Here is a 19,235-nt window from a genome sequence, read left to right as displayed (position 1 = left end):
GCATACACGCGCCGCCGCGCGTCAAGGCCAGACAGGACGAGGTGTCTTGGTTCTGTCAGAGGGGCTTGTTAGCGTCCGGGCGTTCCCCCTCCACACAAAAGGAAAGGTATTCCCATGCTCAACAAGTTGACGTCCGTCGTGTGTCTGGGTTCGGCCCTGGTGGTCTCCGCCTGCGGAGGCCCCGAGGCGCAGGATGGCGATGGATTCGCGCAGCAGGGCGCTCGGCTGACGACGGCGACGTCGCAGGACTGTGACTACTCGGTGTCCACCGTCCAGACGACCACCTCGCCGCCGCAGTACGACGTCGTGGTGACCCGCACGGGGGGCGTGAACTGCACCCTGCCGACGGGGGTGTCGCAGACGATCCAGAACGTGCCGCTGAGCGCGCCGGGCCCTGTGTCCATCGTCGGTTCGGACCTGGGGCTCGCGGTGGGCTTCGTGATGCGCAACGGCTTCAGCGGCTCCGCGGCGTACATCTTCGCCCTGCGCCACGTGAACCCGACGACGCTCGCGACCGCGCGCAACGCGGACATCTACTGCGACTACATGACCGGCAACATCTCCACGGGCACCGTCAGCATCGGCGCCGCTGGCACGGCGGTGAGTGTGTTCGGCACCAAGACGGGGAAGATCAACGGTCAGTCGGGGAACTACTACTCGGCGTCGTTCGCGAACTTCTTCACCAGCACGACGGCCCCCACCATCACCGTGTTCTGAAGCACCTGAAAAAAGCCCCGCCCGCCACCGGCTCGTTCCGGTGGCGGGCGGGGCCCCCCTGGTTGCGCGAATCCCGGTGTGTCGTGCCTGGGGCTCAGCGGCCGCTGGCCGACGCGGTCGTCAGGGCGCGGGCCTGTCCGACGAGGCGGACGAACTCGGTGCGGTCCGCGTCTCCGCCCGCGGCGCCCTCCGCCAGCTTCTGCGTGGTGGCCAGGCTCCAGCCCTCCGCGGAGGGCGCGGCGCGGAGGATGTCCGCGGTGGCGGCCACGGCCACGGCGAAGCGGAAGTCGGACGTCGCGGCCTCCAGGGTCGGCTTCACGTTGGCGCGGGTGAGCGGGAAGGCCTGCTCCTTCGCCTCGGTGCCGTTGGGGGCCTTGGCGCGGATGCGCACGGTGGCCAGGTCCTGCGCCTCGCCCGTCAGCTCCACCTCGTACAGCGCCGTCACGGTGTGGCCCGCGCCAATCTCGCCCGCGTCCACCTTGTCGTCGCGGAAGTCCTTGTCCGCGATGTCCCGGTTCTCGTAGCCCATCAGGCGGTAGCGGGTGACGGCCTTGGGGTTGAACTCCACCTGGAACTTCACGTCCTTCGCGATGACCTCCAGCGTGCCGGTGAGCTGCGTCTCGAAGACCTTGCGCGCTTCCTTCACGCTGTCCACGTAGAAGCTGTTGCCGTTGCCCTTGTCGGCCAGCTGCTCCATCAGCGAGTCGTGGTAGTTGCCCATGCCGAAGCCCACGGTGGTGAGCGTGACGCCTTCGGCCACGTACTTCTGCACGCTGGCCAGCATGTCCTTCGCGCTCAGGTTGGGGCCGATGTTGGCGTCGCCGTCCGTGAGCACCACCACGCGGGACACCACCCCGCCGGCGGCCTTCTTCACCGCGTGCCTGTAGGCCATCTCCATTCCGGAGCCCATGGCCGTGCCGCCGCCCGCGGCCAGCGTGTCCAGCGCGGCGTGGATCTTCTTCACGTCCGTGGCGGGCGTGGGCGGGAGCACGTCCCGCGTGGAGCCCGCGTAGGTGACCAGCGCCACGGTGTCGTTCTCATTGAGGTTCTTCACCGCGATCTTGATGGACTCCAGCGCCAGGGGCAGCTTGTCCGGCGAGGACATGGAGCCGCTGGTGTCCACCAGGAACACCAGGTGCGCGGGCTTGCGCTCCGAGCGGGAGACGACCTTGCCCTGGACGCCCACGCGCAAGAAGTGGCGGCGCGCGTTGAAGGGCGAGGGCGCACCCTCCAGGTGCACCGTGAAGGCGCCTTCCTCCGGCGGGGCGTAGCGGTACTTGAAGTAGTTGACGAACTCCTCCACGCGGACCGCGTGGGTGGGGGGCAGCTGGCCCTGCTGCAGGTAGCGCCGCGCCATGGAGTAGGAGGCCGTGTCCACGTCCGCCGCGAAGGTGGACAGCGCGTCCTTCGTCGTCTCGGTGAAGGCGTTGGGCTTGTAGGCCTCGAAGGTGTTGCCGCCTTCGGCCACGTTCTTGTCGTCGCCGGTGTCCGGCTTCATCTTCTCCCGAGGCTGCGTCGGAGCAGGCGCGACCGCGCCCAGGGTGCTGGCCCTCAGCTCCTCATCCGCGACCTTCTTCGGCGAGGCGCGCTGGACCGGCTCCGCCGCGACCATGGACGTGGGGGACGCGGGAGGCGGGGCGGCCTTGCCCGCCGCGGAGGGGGCCTCCTTCGACGGGGCACGCGCGACCATGTCCCCGTCCGCCAGGGACTCCTGGGCCAGGTGCTGCCGGCCCGCGGGCGCGTCCTTGGGGCTGGGCTCGGTGCGGGCGACGGCCTGCGGCCTGAGCTGGCTGTCGGCGGCGCCGAGGCCCGACTCCGGCGGGGCGCGCGACGTGGAGCAAGCGCCCACGAGTCCGGCGCAGAGGAGGGCACCACTGACGAGCGACACGCGGCGCTTCGAGAAGAACGGGGACATTCGGGCTCCAGGGCGGAGAGTGGGAGGCGTGGTCCTGGAAACGGGTGACCTCTGGAATGGGTTTATCCGGTGAATTTTTCCCCCGTCCGGACGTGGCCTCCGCTTGCGTGGGCGGACCCCATTTGCGACGGTCCCCCGCCATGGAGACGACACGGCCGTTCCGGATTCTGGGCATTCAGCAGATCGCCATTGGGGGGCTCGACAAGGGCGCCCTGCGCAAGCTGTGGGTGGACACGCTGGGCCTCCAGGCCCATGGCACCTATCGCAGCGAGCGCGAGAACGTGGACGAGGACATCGTCGTGGCGGGGGCGGGCCCCTTCAAGGTGGAGGTGGACCTGATGCAGCCCGTCAATCCCGACGGGCGTCCGAAGGTGCATGACCCGGCGCTCAACCACGTGGGGCTGTGGGTGGACGACCTGGCGAAGGCCGTGCAGTGGCTGGAGGGGCAGGGGATGCGCTTCACGCCCGGAGGCATCCGCAAGGGCGCGGCGGGCTTCGACGTGTGCTTCATCCACCCGAAGGCCAGCGATCAGTTCCCGCTGAGCGGCGAGGGCGTGCTCATCGAACTGGTGGAGGCCCCGCCGGACGTCATCCGCGCCTTCGAACAGGCCGCGGCCAGCGCGCACTGAGCAACAGGTCGCGGGCGCGCGCGAGGCCTGTCTTGAGCGCGCGCTCCGCGGGATCCACCGCGATGCACAGCACGAACGTGGACGCGATGAGCAGCGCGAGCAGGCCCGAGTACTTCAGCCATCCGCTGGAGTCGCCCCAGACGCGCTCGAACGAGAAGACGCCGAAGACGCGGTAGTACAGCAGCATCTCGTGGAAGAAGTACGCGGACAGCGACGCGGTGCCGAACACCTCCAGGAAGCGGCGCGCGCGTGACGGTCGTGCGTCCGGCGCCATCCGCCCCTCCACCCACAGCAGCCCGAGCAGCACCGCGCAGACCCACATGAACCGGGTGGCGGAGTTGGACGGGTTGGTGACGAAGAAGCGGTGCGGCGGGTAGAGGTCGCTGAGCACGTGGGGCATCAGCGTCCCCACGAATCCCAGCGCGATGAGGAGGCCCAACACCCGGGCCAGTCCCTTGCGGCCCCACGCTCCCGCGACGCAGCCGCAGCAGGCGCCCAGCCACGCGAAGCCGATCCACGGGACCAGCGGGAAGGGGGCCCAGGTGGACTTGCGCAGGAACGAAGCCCAGGGCTCGCCCGCGCTGTCGCTGAAGGGCGCGAGCGCGAAGGCCCCCAGGGCCAGCAGGAACGCCGCGCCCGCGAGGACGCTCGGCCTCGAGGCCAGCAGCGCCGCCAGGGGCAGGGTGAGCAGCAGGCACAGGCCCACGCAGTGGAGGATGTCCAGGCGCAGGAGCCACACGGGCTCGGTGCGGATGGGGAACCACACCGTGTTGACGAGCGCCGCGACCGCGAACACCTCCGCGATGCGGCGCAGGTTGCGGCCCGCGCGGTCGGCCAGCATCCCCGCGGCGGCGCTGCGCACCATCAGGAGCGACAGCGCGAACCCGGCGGAGAAGATGAACGCGGGGGCCACCAGCCCGTCGAGCTTGAGCAGCCAGCCCGTCCACACGCTCTTGCGAAGCTCGGGAGTGAGCAGCACGAGCGAGTGGCACTGGATCATCACGATGACGGAGAGGCCGCGCAGCCAGTCGATGGCGCGCACGCGCTCGCGGGAGACAGGGATCGCGGAGGACAGGGGGCTCACGGCCGCGCAACCCTATGCCGGTCCCTCGGGTGCATGCACGCACCCGAGGAACCACAAACTCCTTGGACTACCAGCTAACGGCGTCGAGGTAGGCCGTTCCCGTCCAGCCACCACTCGCCTGGAACTCCACGCCCAATTGGTACAGCGGTTGGGTCGAGCCAGAGGGCAGCTTCACGGTGATGGTGTTCCAGGCGCCGGACTTGAGGCTGCTGGCGGCGACCCAGTTGCCCGTCCAGCGCCAGTCCGCGGCCGCGCCTTCCAGGGCGTAGGGCTGGACGCCGGTGAGCTTGCTGCCGGTGGGCAGCCACAATCTGAACGTCACCGTCGTGCCGGAGGGCACGGCCGCGTTGGCGACCGCGACCGTGCCCTTGCCGGACGTGCCGTTGAAGGGCACGGCCAGCGACCGGGTCCCCGCGAAGGCTTGTGACGCGCTGGTGCTGACGGACGACAGGACGGCTCCGCTCGCGGCCCAGCCCTGGGTGCTGGATTCGAAGCCGTACTTCGACGGATCCGCTGGCGTGCCCGCATCGGAGGTGCCGCTGCCTCCGTCGGTGCCCGCATCCGGCCGCGTGCCGCCGTCCACGCCTCCGTCGGTGCCCGCGTCGACCGGCGGAGTACCGGCGTCGCCGGTGCCGCCGTCTGAAGAGCCCTCCCCGCCCGGAGGTGGAAGGGTGGTCCCTGCCGCGGGCAGGCGCAGGCCGCCTGCGTTGAGGAACGTGCCCGCGCGCTGCTTCAGGTAGGGCTGCCCGTCGGTGGCGAGGTCGTTCTGGTAGGAGCTCTGCCCGCCCGCGCCCGCGCCGTACAACAGGGCGACGACGCCCACGTTGGCGAACTTGCGCCGGTGGGTGTCACCGCTCGCGCCGAAGAAGTATTCGGTGCGGTTGTCTTTGTATCCCTGGCGCGGCCCGCCGCTGTTGTTGATGTTGAGGTGATGGGAGTTGCCCAGGGGGATCTGCCACAGCACCCAGCGCTTGCCGGTGGTCTGGTTGAAGAGGCGCAGCCACTCCGCATAGCGGTTGTAGGAGCGCGACGTGAGTGACGCCGTGTCGCTCATGTCCCACGAATGATCCGCGCCCTGCGTGAGGCGATAGAAGTCCGCGTCGCGGTCCAGCGGGTCGCCCACGAGCACGTCGTAGGTGGCGCCCGTGCTGTTGGCGGCGAGGCCCAACGGGTTGACGAAGGCGGCGACCTTGTCCACCTCCGGCTGGAGCGGATCCGTGAGCGAGTTGAAGGCGATGTCCTTGCCGCTGGCCCAGGCGGAGATGTGGAGGCCCAGCACGACGTTGTTCGCGCCCACTGCCTTGCGCAGCTGGAGGAACGCCAGACTCCAGCCCGCGACGGTGTTGGGCAGGCCCGCGAGCTCCGGCATGCCGGAGGAGGCGATGGCCGCGGCGGCGTTGGGGTTGGCGTTCGTCTGGGACTGGAGGAGGCCAACCACGTCCGGCTCGACGTGCACGATGACGGGGCCGCCAAAGGCCTTCGCGCGTTGGAGCAGCAGCTTCACGTCCTCGAAGTAGCTCCGCATGGTGCTGGCGTTCCGCAGCTTCGCCAACGTCTCCTGCTCGCCGCCGCCCGGCTCACCGAACAGCTGGTAGTACGTGACGACGGGGACGAAGCCCTGCGCCTGGGTCTCGGTGAAGAAGCCAGCGGCCCAGCTTCCATCGTGGGCGCCGTAGCCCCAGTTGTCCGCCCAGCCCTTGGTGAAGTAGCGATAGCGCGCGTCCCACGGGACGTTGCTGTCGCGCATCCAGCTCTGGCCGGCCTCTTCGAAGAGGCCCACCATGAAGCGGTCCTGGAAGGCCGGGGGAACGGGGCCCTGCACACCGGTTGCGGCCTGGGCGGACAACGCCCCAAGACACGTCAGCGTCAGCAGCGCCGAGAAGGCATGTCGAATGGTGTTGGTCATGGAAGCGCTAGTACGCTCCGCCCCTCTCTTCCCTTCCGCTTCGCTCGCGAGTGCCTCCTGTCCGCCCGCTCACCGGCCATGAGCGCGTCCGCCGGCTCACCCACCCGGCGGACGTCGCTTCAGGCTCCGGTCATGCGGCCGAACTCGGGCTCGCGGACGCGGCGTCCTCGATGCGGCGCATGCACGCGATCAGATGCCGCGCCATGGTGTCGACCTGGGGCGGTTCGATCATCGTCTGGTGGTTGCCGGGCACCGGGAGCACTTCCAGTCCATGCAGCACGAGCTGCTGCCAGGGCTGCTCGGGATGCAGCGGGTGCGGTGGCACGTGAACCTGGGCCTTGAGATACGTGGCCCGTCCTTCGTAGGGGACGGGCGCGTAGGTGAAGAGGGCCCGCATGTGCGACTTCCAGACGTCCAGGAAGATCTCCAGGTCGCGGAGTGAGTAGGTGTCCGGCACGGTCGCGCCCTCGCGGGCCTGACGCAGCACCTCCTTCATCTGCTCATGCGGCGGCAGCGAACGCAGGTGCTGGGCGAGCGTCGGCGTGTCTTCTCCGAACATGGCCGCGAGCAGCGCGGCGTCGTCCTCGAAGCGGGTGGGCATCTGGCCGGGGCCGGGGGTGTCCAGGAAGACGAGCAGGTCCGGGGGCATGCCCAGGTCACGCAGACGCTGGGCCATCTCGTAGACGATGGTGCCGCCCATGGAGAGGCCCACGAGGTAGTAGGGCCCCTGAGGCTGCCACTGGAGCATGGCGCCCAGATGGTGCGACGCGAGCGCTTCGATGCTCGCCAGCGGCGGGCACTCGCCGTTCACGCCCGGTGCCTGGAAGCCGTAGACCGTGCGGTCGGGGCCGAGCGCGCGCACCAGGTCCTGGTAGCAGAACACCGTGCCGCCCACCGGGTGCATGCACCACAGCGGAGGGAGCTCCGCGCGCCCCTGCTGGAGTCGCACGATCCCTTCAGGAAGGACCGGCCCCTGGGGACCGGCCGCATCCGGGGTGAGCTTCGCCTGGATCCACTGGGCGAGCGCCTCCACCGTCGGGCTCTGGAAGAGGACCTGGAGGGGGATCTTGAAGGGGAAGTGCTCCGACAGCTTGGACACGAGCTGCGCCGCGAGTAGCGAATGTCCGCCCAGGTCGAAGAAGCTCGCGGTGACGCTGATGGGCGTGCGCCCCAGGATCTCCGCCCACACGTCCGCCAGCAGCTGCTCCAGGGGCGTGCGAGGCATCACGCCGGGGTCGTCCAGGTCCGCGGCGTCCGACGGGCGGGGCAGTGCCCGGCGGTCCACCTTGCCGTTCGCGTTGAGCGGCATCGCGTCGAGGAGCACGAAGGAGGAGGGGACCATGTGAGAGGGCAGGAGGCCCTGGACATGGGAGCGCAGGTCGGAGGCGGAGAGGGAGTCGCGGAAGGTGACGTAGGCGGCGAGGCGCTTGTCGCCTGGAGAGTCCTCGCGGACGAGGACGAGGGCTTCGCGGACGGAGGGGTGGAGGCGGAGGACGGCTTCGATTTCACCGGGTTCGATGCGGAAGCCGCGGACCTTGACCTGGTGGTCGCGGCGCCCGACGAAGACGAAGGAGCCGTCGAGGCGCTGCCGAACGAGGTCGCCTGTGCGGTAGAGGCGGGAGCCAGGGGAGGAGGAGAAGGGGTGTGGGATGAAGGAGAGGGCGGTGAGGTCCGGGCGCTCCCAGTAGCCCCAGGCGAGGCCGTCGCCGCCGACGAAGAGCTCGCCGACGATGCCGGGCGCGACGGGGTGAAGCTGGGAGTCGAGCACGTAGGCGGTGCTGTTGGAGACAGGCCGTCCGATGGGCACCGTGTCGGTGACGGGCGCCGTGACGGGGTGCCAGGTGCTGAACGTGGTGTTCTCCGTGGGGCCATAGACGTGCAGCAACCTGCGGGGCCCCCCATGCGCGAGCAGCCGGTTGACGCAGGCCGGATCCACGGCCTCCCCGCCGAAGAGGAGCGTGGTCAGGCCATTGAAGGCCGTGGGCTCCATCCGCGCGACGTGGTTGAAGAGCGCCGTGGTGAGGAACATCGCGGTGATGCGCTCCTCGTGCAGGCCCCGCGCGAGCGTCGCGGGGTCGATGATCTCCTCCTTGGAGAACAGGACGAGCGCGGCGCCATTGAGCAGCGCGCCCCACACCTCGAAGGTCGAGGCGTCGAAGGAGACCGTCGCCGCCTGAGCCACCCGGTCCTCCGGACCGAAGGCGATGTAGTCGGCATCCATCACGAGCCGCATGACGGCCTGGTGCGGAACGCAGACGCCCTTGGGGCGCCCCGTGGAGCCGGACGTGTAGATGACGTAGGCGGGCTCGGCGGGATGGAAGCCGGTCGCGTCGTACGGCGAGCCCTCGTCAGCGGTGGACTCCAGCGCATCGACGCGAATGCAGCCAACTCCCTCCTCGGGGAACCGGGCGGAGAGGGCCGTGTCCGTGATGATCCGGTGCAGCCGCGCATCCTGGGTCATGAAGGCGAGGCGATCCGCGGGGTAGTCCGGATCCAGCGGCACGTAGGCGCCCCCCGCCTTGAGGATGGCGACGAGCGACACGATGAGGTCCACGGAGCGCGGCAGGCAGATGCCGACGCGGGGCGCATCACGCCCGACGCCCTGGGCCTTGAGGGCCCACGCGAGGCGGTTGGCGCGAGCGTCCAGCTCCGCGTAGGTGAGCACCTGGGCGCCGTGGCGCACGGCGAGGGCATCCGGACGCGCGGTCACCGTCGCTTCGAACGCTTGCACCATCGACACGTCCCATGGATAGGGCCGGGCGGTGACATTCCATTCGGACAGGACCTGCTGGCGCTCCTCCTCGAAGAGCCAGGGCAGGGCATGGACGGCGGTGTCGGGCTGGCCAAGGGCGCTCTCGAGCAGGCGCAGGAAGTGGCCGGTCATCCGCTCGATGGTGCGCGGCTCGAACAGCGCGGTCGCGTATTCGAACGTGCCGCACAGGTCCTCCGGTCCCTCGGTCAGGGCGAGCGTGAGGTCGAACTTGGAGGTGGGGGTCTGAAGCTCCATCGCCTGTACCTGGAGGCCAGGGAGCTGGGGCGGAGCGCCCGGTGTGTTCTGGAGCGCGAACATCACCTGGATCAGCGGGCCGTGACTCAGCGCGCGCTCGACGTGCAGCTCCTCGACGAGCTTTTCAAAGGGAAGCTCCTGATGCGCGTAGGCGCCCAGGGCCCGGTCGCGCACCTGTCGAAGCACTTCGCGGAACGAGGCACCGTCGCGGAGCTGTGCGCGAAGCGGGAGCGTGTTGACGAAGAAGCCGATGAGGCCCTCCAGCTCCTCGCGGGTGCGGTTGGCGATGGGGGTACCGACGATGAAGTCGCGCTGGCCGCTGTAGCGGGACAGCAGGAGCTGGAAGCCCGCCATCAACGTCATGAAGAGCGTGGCCCCTTCCTGGCGGCCCAGCGCCGTCAGGGACTCGCGCACGCTTCGCGGAACGGTGAAGTCATGGGTGGCGCCCGCGAACTGCTGCACGGCGGGACGGGGACGGTCGGTCGGAAGCTCCAGCACATGGGGCGCGTCCGCGAGCTGCTGCTTCCAGAAATCGAGCTGCCGCTGGAGCACGTCCCCCTGGAGCCACTGGCGCTGCCACGCCGCGTAGTCCGCGTATTGCACGGGGAGGGGGGCGAGGCTGGAAGGGCGTCCCGCGTGACGCGCCTGATATTCGGCGGACAGCTCGCGGTACATCACGCCCAGGGACCAGCCGTCGGACACGATGTGATGCAGGTTGAGCAGCAGCACGTGGTGACGCGCGTCCTCGCGCACCAGCAGCGCGCGGAACAGGGGGCCTTCCGCGAGGTCGAAGGGCGTGACGGCCTCCTGGCGCAACAGGGCCTCGGCCGCGTCGCGCGAGAGGGCTTCGACTCGACGCAGGGACACCGGCAGCCGGGGCACGACGTGCTGCACGGGAACCCCTTCCCCCGGGAACACGGTGCGCAGGGATTCGTGCCGGTCCACGAGGGCCTGGAGGGACTGCTCCAGGATCTCCACCTCCAGCGCGCCTTCCAGCCGCAGGGCCATGGGCATGTTGTAGGCGGCGCGATCCGCGTGGAACTGATTCAGGAACCAGAGCCGCTCCTGTGCGAATGACAGCGGCGGCGGGCCTTCACGGCGAAGGGCCTGGAGCGCGGGGGCGGCGGGGAGGGACGTGTCCTGGGTCCGTGCCTCCAGGGCCGCCGCCAGGGTCTCGATGGTGGGGAACTCGAAGAGGGTCCGCACGGGGACGGGGACGCCCAGCACCTGCGAGATCCGGGAGACGATCTGCGTGGCCAGCAGCGAGTGCCCGCCCAGGTCGAAGAAGTTCGCGTCGACGCGGACATGCGCGAGGTTCAGCACCGCGCACCAGATGGCGCTCAACATCTGCTCCAGCGCGGTCAGCGTCCTCGACGGCCGTTCATCCTCGGCCACCGGACGTGGCAGGGCGTGACGGTCCACCTTCCCATTGGGCGTCATCGGCAGTGCGTCGAGGAGCACGAAGGAGGAGGGGACCATGTGAGAGGGCAGGAGGCCCTGGACATGGGAGCGCAGGTCGGAGGCGGAGAGGGAGTCGCGGAAGGTGACGTAGGCGGCGAGGCGCTTGTCGCCCGGAGAGTCCTCGCGGACGAGGACGAGGGCTTCGCGGACGGAGGGGTGAAGGCGGAGGACGGCTTCGATTTCACCGGGCTCGATGCGGAAGCCGCGGACCTTGACCTGGTGGTCGCGGCGCCCGACGAAGACGAAGGAGCCGTCGAGGCGCTGCCGAACGAGGTCGCCTGTGCGGTAGAGGCGGGAGCCAGGGGAGGAGGAGAAGGGGTGTGGGATGAAGGAGAGGGCGGTGAGGTCCGGGCGCTCCCAGTAGCCCCAGGCGAGGCCGTCGCCGCCGACGAAGAGCTCGCCGACGATGCCGGGCGCGACGGGGTGAAGCTGGGAGTCGAGCACGTAGGCGGTGCTGTTGGAGACAGGCCGTCCGATGGGCACCGCCACCGCATCGGGTTCGATCCGCGTCGGTGAGAACCACGTGCTGTACGCCGAGTTCTCCGTGGGCCCGTAGGCATGCACGAGGTGGCCGGGAGCGCTGTGGGAGATCAGCGCGCGCACGCAGGCCGGGTCCGCGGCTTCTCCACCAAAGAGCAGCCAGCGCAGCCCCTTCAGGAGGGAGGGGTCCGTGCGCGCGACGTGATTGAGGAGCGCCGTGGTCAGGAAGAGGACCGTGATGCCCTCCTCCCGGACCCGCTTCGCGAGCACGGGCGGATCGATGACCTCTTCCTTGGATAGCAGGACCAGCGTGGCGCCGTTGAGCAGCGCGCTCCACAGCTCGAACGTCGACGCGTCGAAGGCGACCGTCGAGGTCTGGGCCACGCGATCATCGGGACGAAGCTGGATGAAGTCAGGGTCGAGCACCAGACGGGCCACGCCCCGGTGCGGGATGCAGACGCCCTTGGGGCGGCCCGTGGAGCCCGACGTGTAGATGATGTGCGCCAGGTCATCGCCGGTGCCTTCGTCCGGCGGTGCGTGCCGGCCATGCTCCTCCAGCTCCGGAGACCGCGCATCCAGGACCGTCCATGCTCCCACGGGAACGTGAGCCGCGTGCGCCGCGTCGGTGATGACCGTGACGAGCCGCGCATCCGTGGCCATGAAGGCGAGGCGTTCGGAGGGGTAGTCCGGATCCAGCGGGACATAGGCGCCGCCCGCCTTGAGGATGGCGATGAGCGACACGATGAGGTCGATGGAGCGTGGCAGGCACACGCCCACCCGAGGCGCGTCGCGCCCGACGCCCCGGGCCTTGAGGGCCCACGCGAGCGGGTTGGCGCGAGCGTCCAGCTCCGCGTAGGTGAGGGCCTGGGCTCCGTGGCGCACGGCGATGGCGTCGGGGCGTGCCGCCACCTGCGCCTGGAAGGCCCGGCCGAGGGAGGCTTCGCGCGGATAGGACCGGGCGGTCTCATTCCAGGTGAAGAGGACCTGATGCCGCTCGGCTTCGGAGAGCCAGGGCAGGGCGTTGATGGCGACGTCCGGCTGGCCGGTCGCGCCCTCGAGCAGGCGGTGAAGGTGGCGGGCCATGCGCTCGATGGTGCCCGGCTCGAACAGCGCGGTCGCGTACTCGAGGGCACCTGACAGGCCGTCGTCCGTCTCCTCCAGCATCAGGCTGAGGTCGAACTTGGAGGTCTGGAGCGGTAGCTCCAGTGCCTGCACCTGGAGGCCGGAAAGTCGCGGCAGCGTCCCGGGTGCGTTCTGGAGGGCGAACATCACCTGGACCAGCGGGCCGTGACTCAGCGCGCGCTCGACGTGCAGCTCCTCGACGAGCTTTTCAAAGGGAAGCTCCTGATGCGCGTAGGCGCCCAGGGCCCGGTCGCGCACCTGTCGAAGCACTTCGCGGAACGAGGCACCGTCGCGGAGCTGTGCGCGAAGCGGGAGCGTGTTGACGAAGAAGCCGATGAGGCCTTCCAGCTCCTGGCGGGTGCGGTTGGCGATGGGGGTGCCGACGATGAAGTCGCGCTGGCCGCTGTAGCGGGACAGCAGGAGCTGGAAGCCCGCCATCAGCGCCATGAAGAGCGTGGCCCCTTCCTGGCGTGCCACGGCCTCCAGCGCCTTGCGGAGGGGCGCAGGCAAGGTGAAGCGGAAGGTCGCTCCCTCGAACCGCTGCACCGCGGGACGGGCTCGGTCCGTGGGCAGCTCCAGGACATGGGGCGCGTCGGCGATCTGCGACTTCCAGAAGTCGAGCTGCCGCTGGAGCACGTCGCCCTGGAGCCACTGGCGCTGCCACGCCGCGTAGTCCGCGTACTGCAATGGCAGCGGGGACAGATCTGGTTCGGTGCCCTGGAGGCGGGCGCGGTACTCCTCGGACAGCTCGCGGTACAGCACGCCCAGGGACCAACCGTCGGACACGATGTGATGCAGGTTGAGCACCAACACCGAGCACGGGCCTTCGAGCTGGAGCAGGAGCGCCCGGAACAAGGGCCCCCGTGCGATGTCGAAGGCGCGTACCGCCTCCTGGTTCAAGCGTGCCTGGACCCGTGCATCGTCCGGTCCGCTCGCGTCGAGGCTCTGGATCTCCAGCGTGAGGTTCGGCTGGCCGTCGATGTGCTGCGTGGGGCTGTCGCCGTCCGGGAACGTGGTGCGCAGGGCCTCATGCCGCAGGAGGATGGCTTCCAGGCTGGCGCGCAGCACCGGGACGTCCAGGGGACCGTCCAGGCGCAGGGCCATGGGCATGTTGTAGACGCCGGGTGCGTCATGGAGCCGGCCGAGGAACCACAGCCGCTCCTGCGCGAAGGACAGCGGCAGCGCTTCATCGCCGCGAGGCAGCACGGGGATCCGCGAGGCATCCCCCGTGTCTCCCGCCGCGAGCAGTCCTTCCACGATCCGGACGAACGCCTCCAGCCGTGGCGCTTCGAAGATCGCGCGGACGGGGAGGGCCACGCCCAGCGCATCGCGAACGCGCGACACCACCTGCGTGGCCAGCAGGGAATGGCCGCCCAGGTCGAAGAAGTGGGAGTGCGCCCCCACCTCGCGGCCTCCCAGGACGGAGGACCAGATCTCCGCCACCCGGGCCTCGAGCGGAGTCCTGGGCGCGATGAACCCCTCCGCGTCGGAGGAGGGCGCTTCAGGAGCGGGCAACGCACGCCGGTCGATCTTCCCGTTGGGCGTGAGGGGCAGCGATGCCATCACCACGAACGCGGCGGGCACCATGTGGCTCGGCAGCCGGGCCTGGAGGAAGTCGCGGAGCGCTGAGGCAAGGACGTCCGTCGCCACATAGGCGACGAGCCTGCGGTCGCCAGGGCTGTCCTCGCGCAGCAGGACCAGGGCTTCGCGGACGGCGGGGTGCTGAAGCAAGGCCGCTTCCACTTCGCCCAGTTCGATGCGGAAGCCGCGCAGCTTGACCTGATGGTCGCGGCGACCGACGTACTCCAGGACGCCATCCCGGCGCTGCCGGACCAGATCTCCGGTGCGGTAGAGCCGCGCGCCGTGCGTGTCGCTGAACGGGTGGGGAACGAACTTCTCCGCGGTGAGGCCCGGACGGTCCCAGTACCCGAGCGCCAGCCCGTCGCCGCCCACGAACAGCTCGCCCACGACACCCGGCGGAACCAGCTGGAGCCGGGCATCGAGCACATAGGCCGTGCTGTTGGCGAGCGGTCCCCCGATAGGCACCGAGTCGACGCCCGCGTGCGGCACGCGATGCCACGTGCTGAATGACGTGTTCTCCGTGGGGCCGTAGCCGTTGATCAGCGCCGCGGGCCCGCCCTGCGTGAGGACCGCGTTGACGCTGGTGACGTCCGCGGCCTCGCCGCCGAAGATCATCCACGACAGGTCACGGAAGGCCTCCGGACGCGAGCGCGCCACGTGGTTGAACAGGGCCGTGGCCAGCACCATGTGCGTGATGCGCTCTTCCTGGAGCCGGACCGCCAGCACGTCCGGGTCGATGATCTCGTCCTTGGAGAACAGGACCAGCGTGGCGCCGTTGAGCAGCGCGCCCCAGATCTCCAGCGTGGAGAGGTCGAACGCGATGGTCGTGGACTGCGCCATCCGGTCGCCGGGCGCGAGCCGCACGTAGTCGGGGTTGAGCACCAGCCGCACGACGCCCTGATGCGGGATGCACACGCCCTTCGGCTGGCCCGTGGAGCCCGACGTGTAGATGACGTGCGCCAGGTCGACCGGCGCCACCGCGGCGGGCGCGGACGGGCCCGGGGTGTCCTCCCAGGGAGTGTCCATGCACACGGACGTCCAGGGGCCCGGCGGCAATCCGGTCGCGAGCGCTTCCTGCGTGACGATGGCGACCAGCCGCGCATCCCGGGCCATGAACGCGAGGCGTTCGGTGGGGTGCTCCGGATCCAGCGGCACATAGGCACCGCCTGCCTTGAGGATGGCGAGGAGCGACACGATAAGGTCGATGGAGCGCGGCAGGCAGACCCCCACCTGCGGCGTGCGCCGTCCGACCCCGAGCCCCCGCAGCTGCCGGGCCAGCCGCTCCGCCCGTGCATCCAGCTCCGCGTAGGAGAGCGCCACGGCGCCATGGCTCAAGGCGATGGCCTGGGGCCGCTGAGCCACCTGCACCGCGAAGGCGTCCACGACGGACAGGTCCGAAGGGTAGGGACGCGCCGACGCGTTCCAATCCCGCAGCACCTGTCGCCGCTCCTGCTCCGACAGGAAGACCGCATCCCCCGTGGCGCGCCCCGGCGCCTCCACGAAGCATCGCAGGACCTGGAGGTAGTGCTCCGTCAGTCGCGCGATGGTGGACGCATCGAAGAGCGCCGTGGCGTATTCGAGCGATCCGGTGAGCGTGTTCCCGGACTCCTCCAGCGCGAGGAACAGATCGAACTTGGACGTGCGCGTGTCCAGCGTCAGCGGGGTGACGGCGACGTGCGGGAGCTGGAGCTCCGACGTGGGGGCGTTCTGGAGCGCGAACAGCACCTGGATGAGCGGTGTCCGGCTTGCATCCCGTTCGACGTGGAGCGCCTCGACCAGCTTCTCGAAGGGCAGGTGCTGGTGGGCATAGGCCTCCAGCGCGCGGTCGCGCACCTGGGCCAGGAGCTGGAGGAACGAGGGTGCGCCGTCGAAGCGCGCGCGGAGGGGGAGCGTGTTGACGAAGAAGCCGATGAGGCCTTCCAGCTCCTTGCGCGTCCGGTTCGCGATGGGGGTGCCCACCACGAAGTCGCGCTGGCCGCTGTAGCGCGACAGCAGGACCTGGAAGCCCGTGAGCAGAGTCATGAACAGCGTGGCGCCTTCGCCGCGAGCCAGCTCCACCAGGGCGCCGTGGAGCCGCGAGGGGATCGTGAAGCGATGGATGTCTCCCTCGAACCGCTGCACGGCGGGACGCGGCCGGTCGGTTGGCAGCTCCAGCACCTGCGGCACGTCCGCGAGCTGGTGCTTCCAGAACTCCAGCTCCTGCTGGAGCACGTCGCCTTGGAGCCACTGGCGCTGCCACGCCGCGTAGTCCGGGTATTGGATGGGCAGCGGTTCCAGGGCCGCCGTGCTTCCCAGGGTCCGCGCCCGGTACTCCGCGGACAGCTCGCGATACAGCAGCCCGAACGACCAGCCGTCGGAGACGATGTGGTGCAGGTTGAGCACCAGGACGTGGCTCGACTCCGCTTCACGCAAGAGCGACGCGCGGCACAGCGGCCCCTGAGCGAGGTCGAAGGGCCGCTCCGCCTCGCGCTGCATGCACGCGAGGGTCTCCTCCTCCGTCCGTGTCTCCGCGCGCTCCAACGTCACGGGCATCCGCGTGGCGACGCGCTGCACCGCGACGCCTTCGCCGGGGAAGGTGGTGCGCAGGGCTTCGTGCCGGTCCACGACGGCCTGGAGCGCCTGCTCCAACACGGCCGCATCCACCGGCCCCTCCAGCCGGAACGCCATCGGCAGCGAGTACAGCGCCGAGCCCGGCATCCACCGGTCCAGGAACCACAGCCGCTGCTGCGCGAAGGACAGCTGCTCGCGTGCCGCGTCGGTGCACGGAAGGAGGGGGGCCTCGGAGCGCTCCGTCACCGGCGGAGCCGCCTCCAGCGCCGCGGCGAAGTCCCGGAGGATGGGGTTCGCGAACAAGGAGCGCATGGCCACGGGGCGTTGGAGCGCATCGCGCAGCCGGCCGATGGCCTGCGTGGCCAGGAGGGACTGCCCGCCCAGCTCGAAGAAGTTCGCGGTGGCGCTGATGGCCTCCACGCGCAGCACGTCCGACCAGACCCGCGCGACGGTGCGCTCCAGCTCGGTCCCTGGCGCGACGAAGTCCTCCTCCGCCCCCGGGCAGTCGCGTGGATCCGGCAAGGCCTTGCGCTCCACCTTGCCGCTGGCGCTGAGGGGCATCGCGGACAGCACGACGATCGCCGAGGGCAGCATGTGCGCGGGCAGGTGCGCCTTCAGGTGGGCCCGCAGCACCGGCGCCGTCAGGGGCACGGAGGCCGTGACGTACGCCACGAGCCGCCGGTCTCCGGGCACATCCTCGCGCACCAGCACGATGGCCTCCTTGACGGAGGCCTGGAGCCGCAGCGCCGCTTCAATCTCTCCTGGCTCGATGCGGAAGCCGCGCACCTTCACCTGGTTGTCGGCGCGCCCCATGAAGTCCAGCGCGCCGTCGTCGAGCCGCCGCGTGAGGTCCCCCGTGCGGTACATGCGCGCGCCCGGCTCCGTGCTGAAGGGATCCGGTAGGAACCTCTCCGCGGTGAGGTCGGGACGTTCCCAATAGCCCCACGCGACGCCGCTGCCGCCCGTGTACAGCTCGCCCACGACCCCCGTGGGAACTTCGCGGCCCGCGGCGTCCAGCACGTGGACGCTCGTGCCGGAGACGGCCTGTCCGATGGGCACGGACTCCGCGCCGAGCGGCGCGCGCAAGGTCTGGCAGGTCGTGAAGCTGGTGTTCTCGGTGGGGCCGTAGCAGTTGATGATGCGCGTCCGCGGCAGGGCCTCCAGCGCCCGGTGGGCGTGGGGCAGGGACATCGCCTCGCCGCCCGTGTAGAGCTGCCGCAGCAGCTCCGTGCCCAGCAGCCCCTGATCCACCAGCGTGTTGAACAGACCGGTGGTGAGGAACGCCGTCGTCACCCGCTCCTGGCGCAGGAAGTCGCCCAGCTCGTCCAGCGCCGCCGCACCCCGCGAGAACACCGCCAGACAGCCGCCGTTGAGCAGCGCGCCCCAGATCTCGAACGTGGACGCGTCGAAGGCCACCGGCGCCAGCTGCAACATCACCTCGTCCGGCCCCAGGTGCCCGTAGTTCGGGTCCAGCACCAGCCGCAGCACGCCCCGGTGGGTCACGCACACGCCCTTGGGCCGCCCCGTGGATCCGGACGTGAAGATGACATACGCGAGGTCGTCCTCGACGACGTCGCACGGAGCGCTCCGGTCGCTGAAGTCCTCCAGCGCGTCCGCCTGGGTGTCCAGGCAGAGCGTTCGCCAGTCCCCCACGGGCAGCCGCGACCCCAACGCGGCGTGCGTGACGATGATCCGCACGCACGAGTTCGTGGCCATGTACGCGAGCCGCTCCGACGGGTACTCCGGATCGAGCGGCACGTAGGCGCCCCCCGCCTTGAGGATGCCCACCAGCGTCACGAGCAGGTCCACCGAGCGGGGAAGGCAGACGCCCACTTGTGGGTGCACCCGGCCCACGCCCCAGGCCTTCAGCCAGCCCGCGAGCCGGTTCGCTCGCGCATTCAACTCCGCGTACGTGAGCTGCTGCCCATCACAGCGGATGGCGATGGCCTGGGGACGAAGGGCGACCTGCGCCTCGAAGGCCTCAGCGATGCTTCGAGCGAACAGGCTGGACGACGGAAGGGGGGCGTCGACGGTGTCGGTCATGTCGACGCGCCACCCCGACGATGAGGGGGGAGTCAGTGCCGCCGCGCAGGACACGGAAGCGGATGCAACGAGGGCGGCGCGTGTCTCGGATTAAAGAGACTTTAACGCAGCGCGCGCAAGGTCGGCTGCCTCCCCACCGTCCTGGCAGGGAGGATTTCGACGTGTCTGCCTTTTATCCAGTTGTCACAGCTGTTTCATGGAGGGCAGCTCAAGCCGGGTTCGTTGGCGTCCACGTCCTGGAGCGCGAGCAGGCACGTGAGGGCCTCCGGATCCACGGAGTCCATCAGGTACGTGCGGCGCCAGAGGAGCGCGGCGAAGCGCTTGGGGAGCTGCGAGTCCGGGGTGACGAGCGCTCGGCGCACGCCGTTGCTGCCCACGGCCGCCCGGGCCTGCGCGGCCTCCAGCTTCGCGACGTCGTCAGGGCAGCCATCCGGGCAGTTGTAGAGGAACACCGCGTGCCCGTGCTCCAGGTTGTGGATCCACGAGCAGCGCGGCTGCTCCGTGTCGAAGCTGCGGCACGACAGCCACGTGGGGCAGTGCATGCCGGAGTTGGGCGGGTTCTCCCCGTTGCCGCACCCCGTGCTGCTGCATGAACTCACGTGGTTGGCCGCGCTGGAGTCGGACAGCGGGAAGGAGAAGCGCTCGCAGCCCTCGCCGCCGGGCGTGGGCGGGTCGTCGTTCGTTGGACCGCAGGCGAGGCACAGCGAGAAGAAGAGGAGGGCGGGGAGGGCGCGGAGCAT

At 70.1% G+C, this 19,235-nt stretch carries 7 protein-coding genes; 2 read left to right on the top strand and 5 right to left on the bottom strand.

What is annotated here, in order from left to right; all coding sequences use genetic code 11:
- The first annotated feature begins 114 nt into the window (after positions 1-114).
- Entirely contained in the window at positions 115-717 is a 603-nt protein-coding gene (locus FOF48_RS10720; protein WP_143900609.1) for a hypothetical protein, read from the top strand.
- 94 nt (positions 718-811) lie between these two features.
- On the opposite strand, the gene FOF48_RS10715 is transcribed toward FOF48_RS10720, so the two are convergent.
- A complete protein-coding gene (locus FOF48_RS10715; RefSeq protein ID WP_143900607.1) occupies positions 812-2,632 on the bottom strand; it encodes a von Willebrand factor type A domain-containing protein in 1,821 nt (606 codons plus the stop codon).
- A gap of 140 nt (positions 2,633-2,772) precedes the next feature.
- Between FOF48_RS10715 and FOF48_RS10710 the strand changes: the two genes are divergently transcribed.
- Positions 2,773-3,261 (top strand): VOC family protein, encoded by a 489-nt coding sequence (locus FOF48_RS10710; RefSeq protein ID WP_143900605.1) that lies wholly within the window; start codon positions 2,773-2,775, stop codon positions 3,259-3,261.
- On the opposite strand, the gene FOF48_RS10705 is transcribed toward FOF48_RS10710, so the two are convergent.
- The 4 genes from FOF48_RS10705 to FOF48_RS10690 form a co-directional block, all read right to left on the bottom strand.
- Positions 3,221-4,345, bottom strand: coding sequence for a heparan-alpha-glucosaminide N-acetyltransferase domain-containing protein (locus FOF48_RS10705; protein ID WP_143900603.1), 1,125 nt, complete (start codon positions 4,343-4,345; stop codon positions 3,221-3,223). The two genes, FOF48_RS10710 and FOF48_RS10705, sit on opposite strands and share 41 nt — an antisense overlap.
- Positions 4,346-4,412: 67 nt before the next feature.
- On the bottom strand, positions 4,413-6,251 hold the full coding sequence (locus FOF48_RS10700) for a hypothetical protein (protein ID WP_143900601.1): 1,839 nt from the start codon (positions 6,249-6,251) through the stop codon (positions 4,413-4,415).
- 130 nt (positions 6,252-6,381) lie between these two features.
- On the bottom strand, positions 6,382-18,495 hold the full coding sequence (locus FOF48_RS10695; RefSeq protein ID WP_143900599.1) for a non-ribosomal peptide synthetase: 12,114 nt from the start codon (positions 18,493-18,495) through the stop codon (positions 6,382-6,384).
- Between the two features lie 194 nt (positions 18,496-18,689).
- Positions 18,690-19,235 carry a DUF3105 domain-containing protein gene (locus FOF48_RS10690; RefSeq protein WP_255442051.1) on the bottom strand — a complete coding sequence of 182 codons (546 nt, stop codon included), beginning with the start codon at positions 19,233-19,235 and terminating at the stop codon, positions 18,690-18,692.

Source organism: Corallococcus sp. Z5C101001 (genome assembly GCF_007352635.1).
In the GTDB taxonomy this organism is placed as follows: domain Bacteria; phylum Myxococcota; class Myxococcia; order Myxococcales; family Myxococcaceae; genus Corallococcus; species Corallococcus silvisoli.
This window is presented reverse-complemented; position numbering and strand designations above follow the sequence as displayed.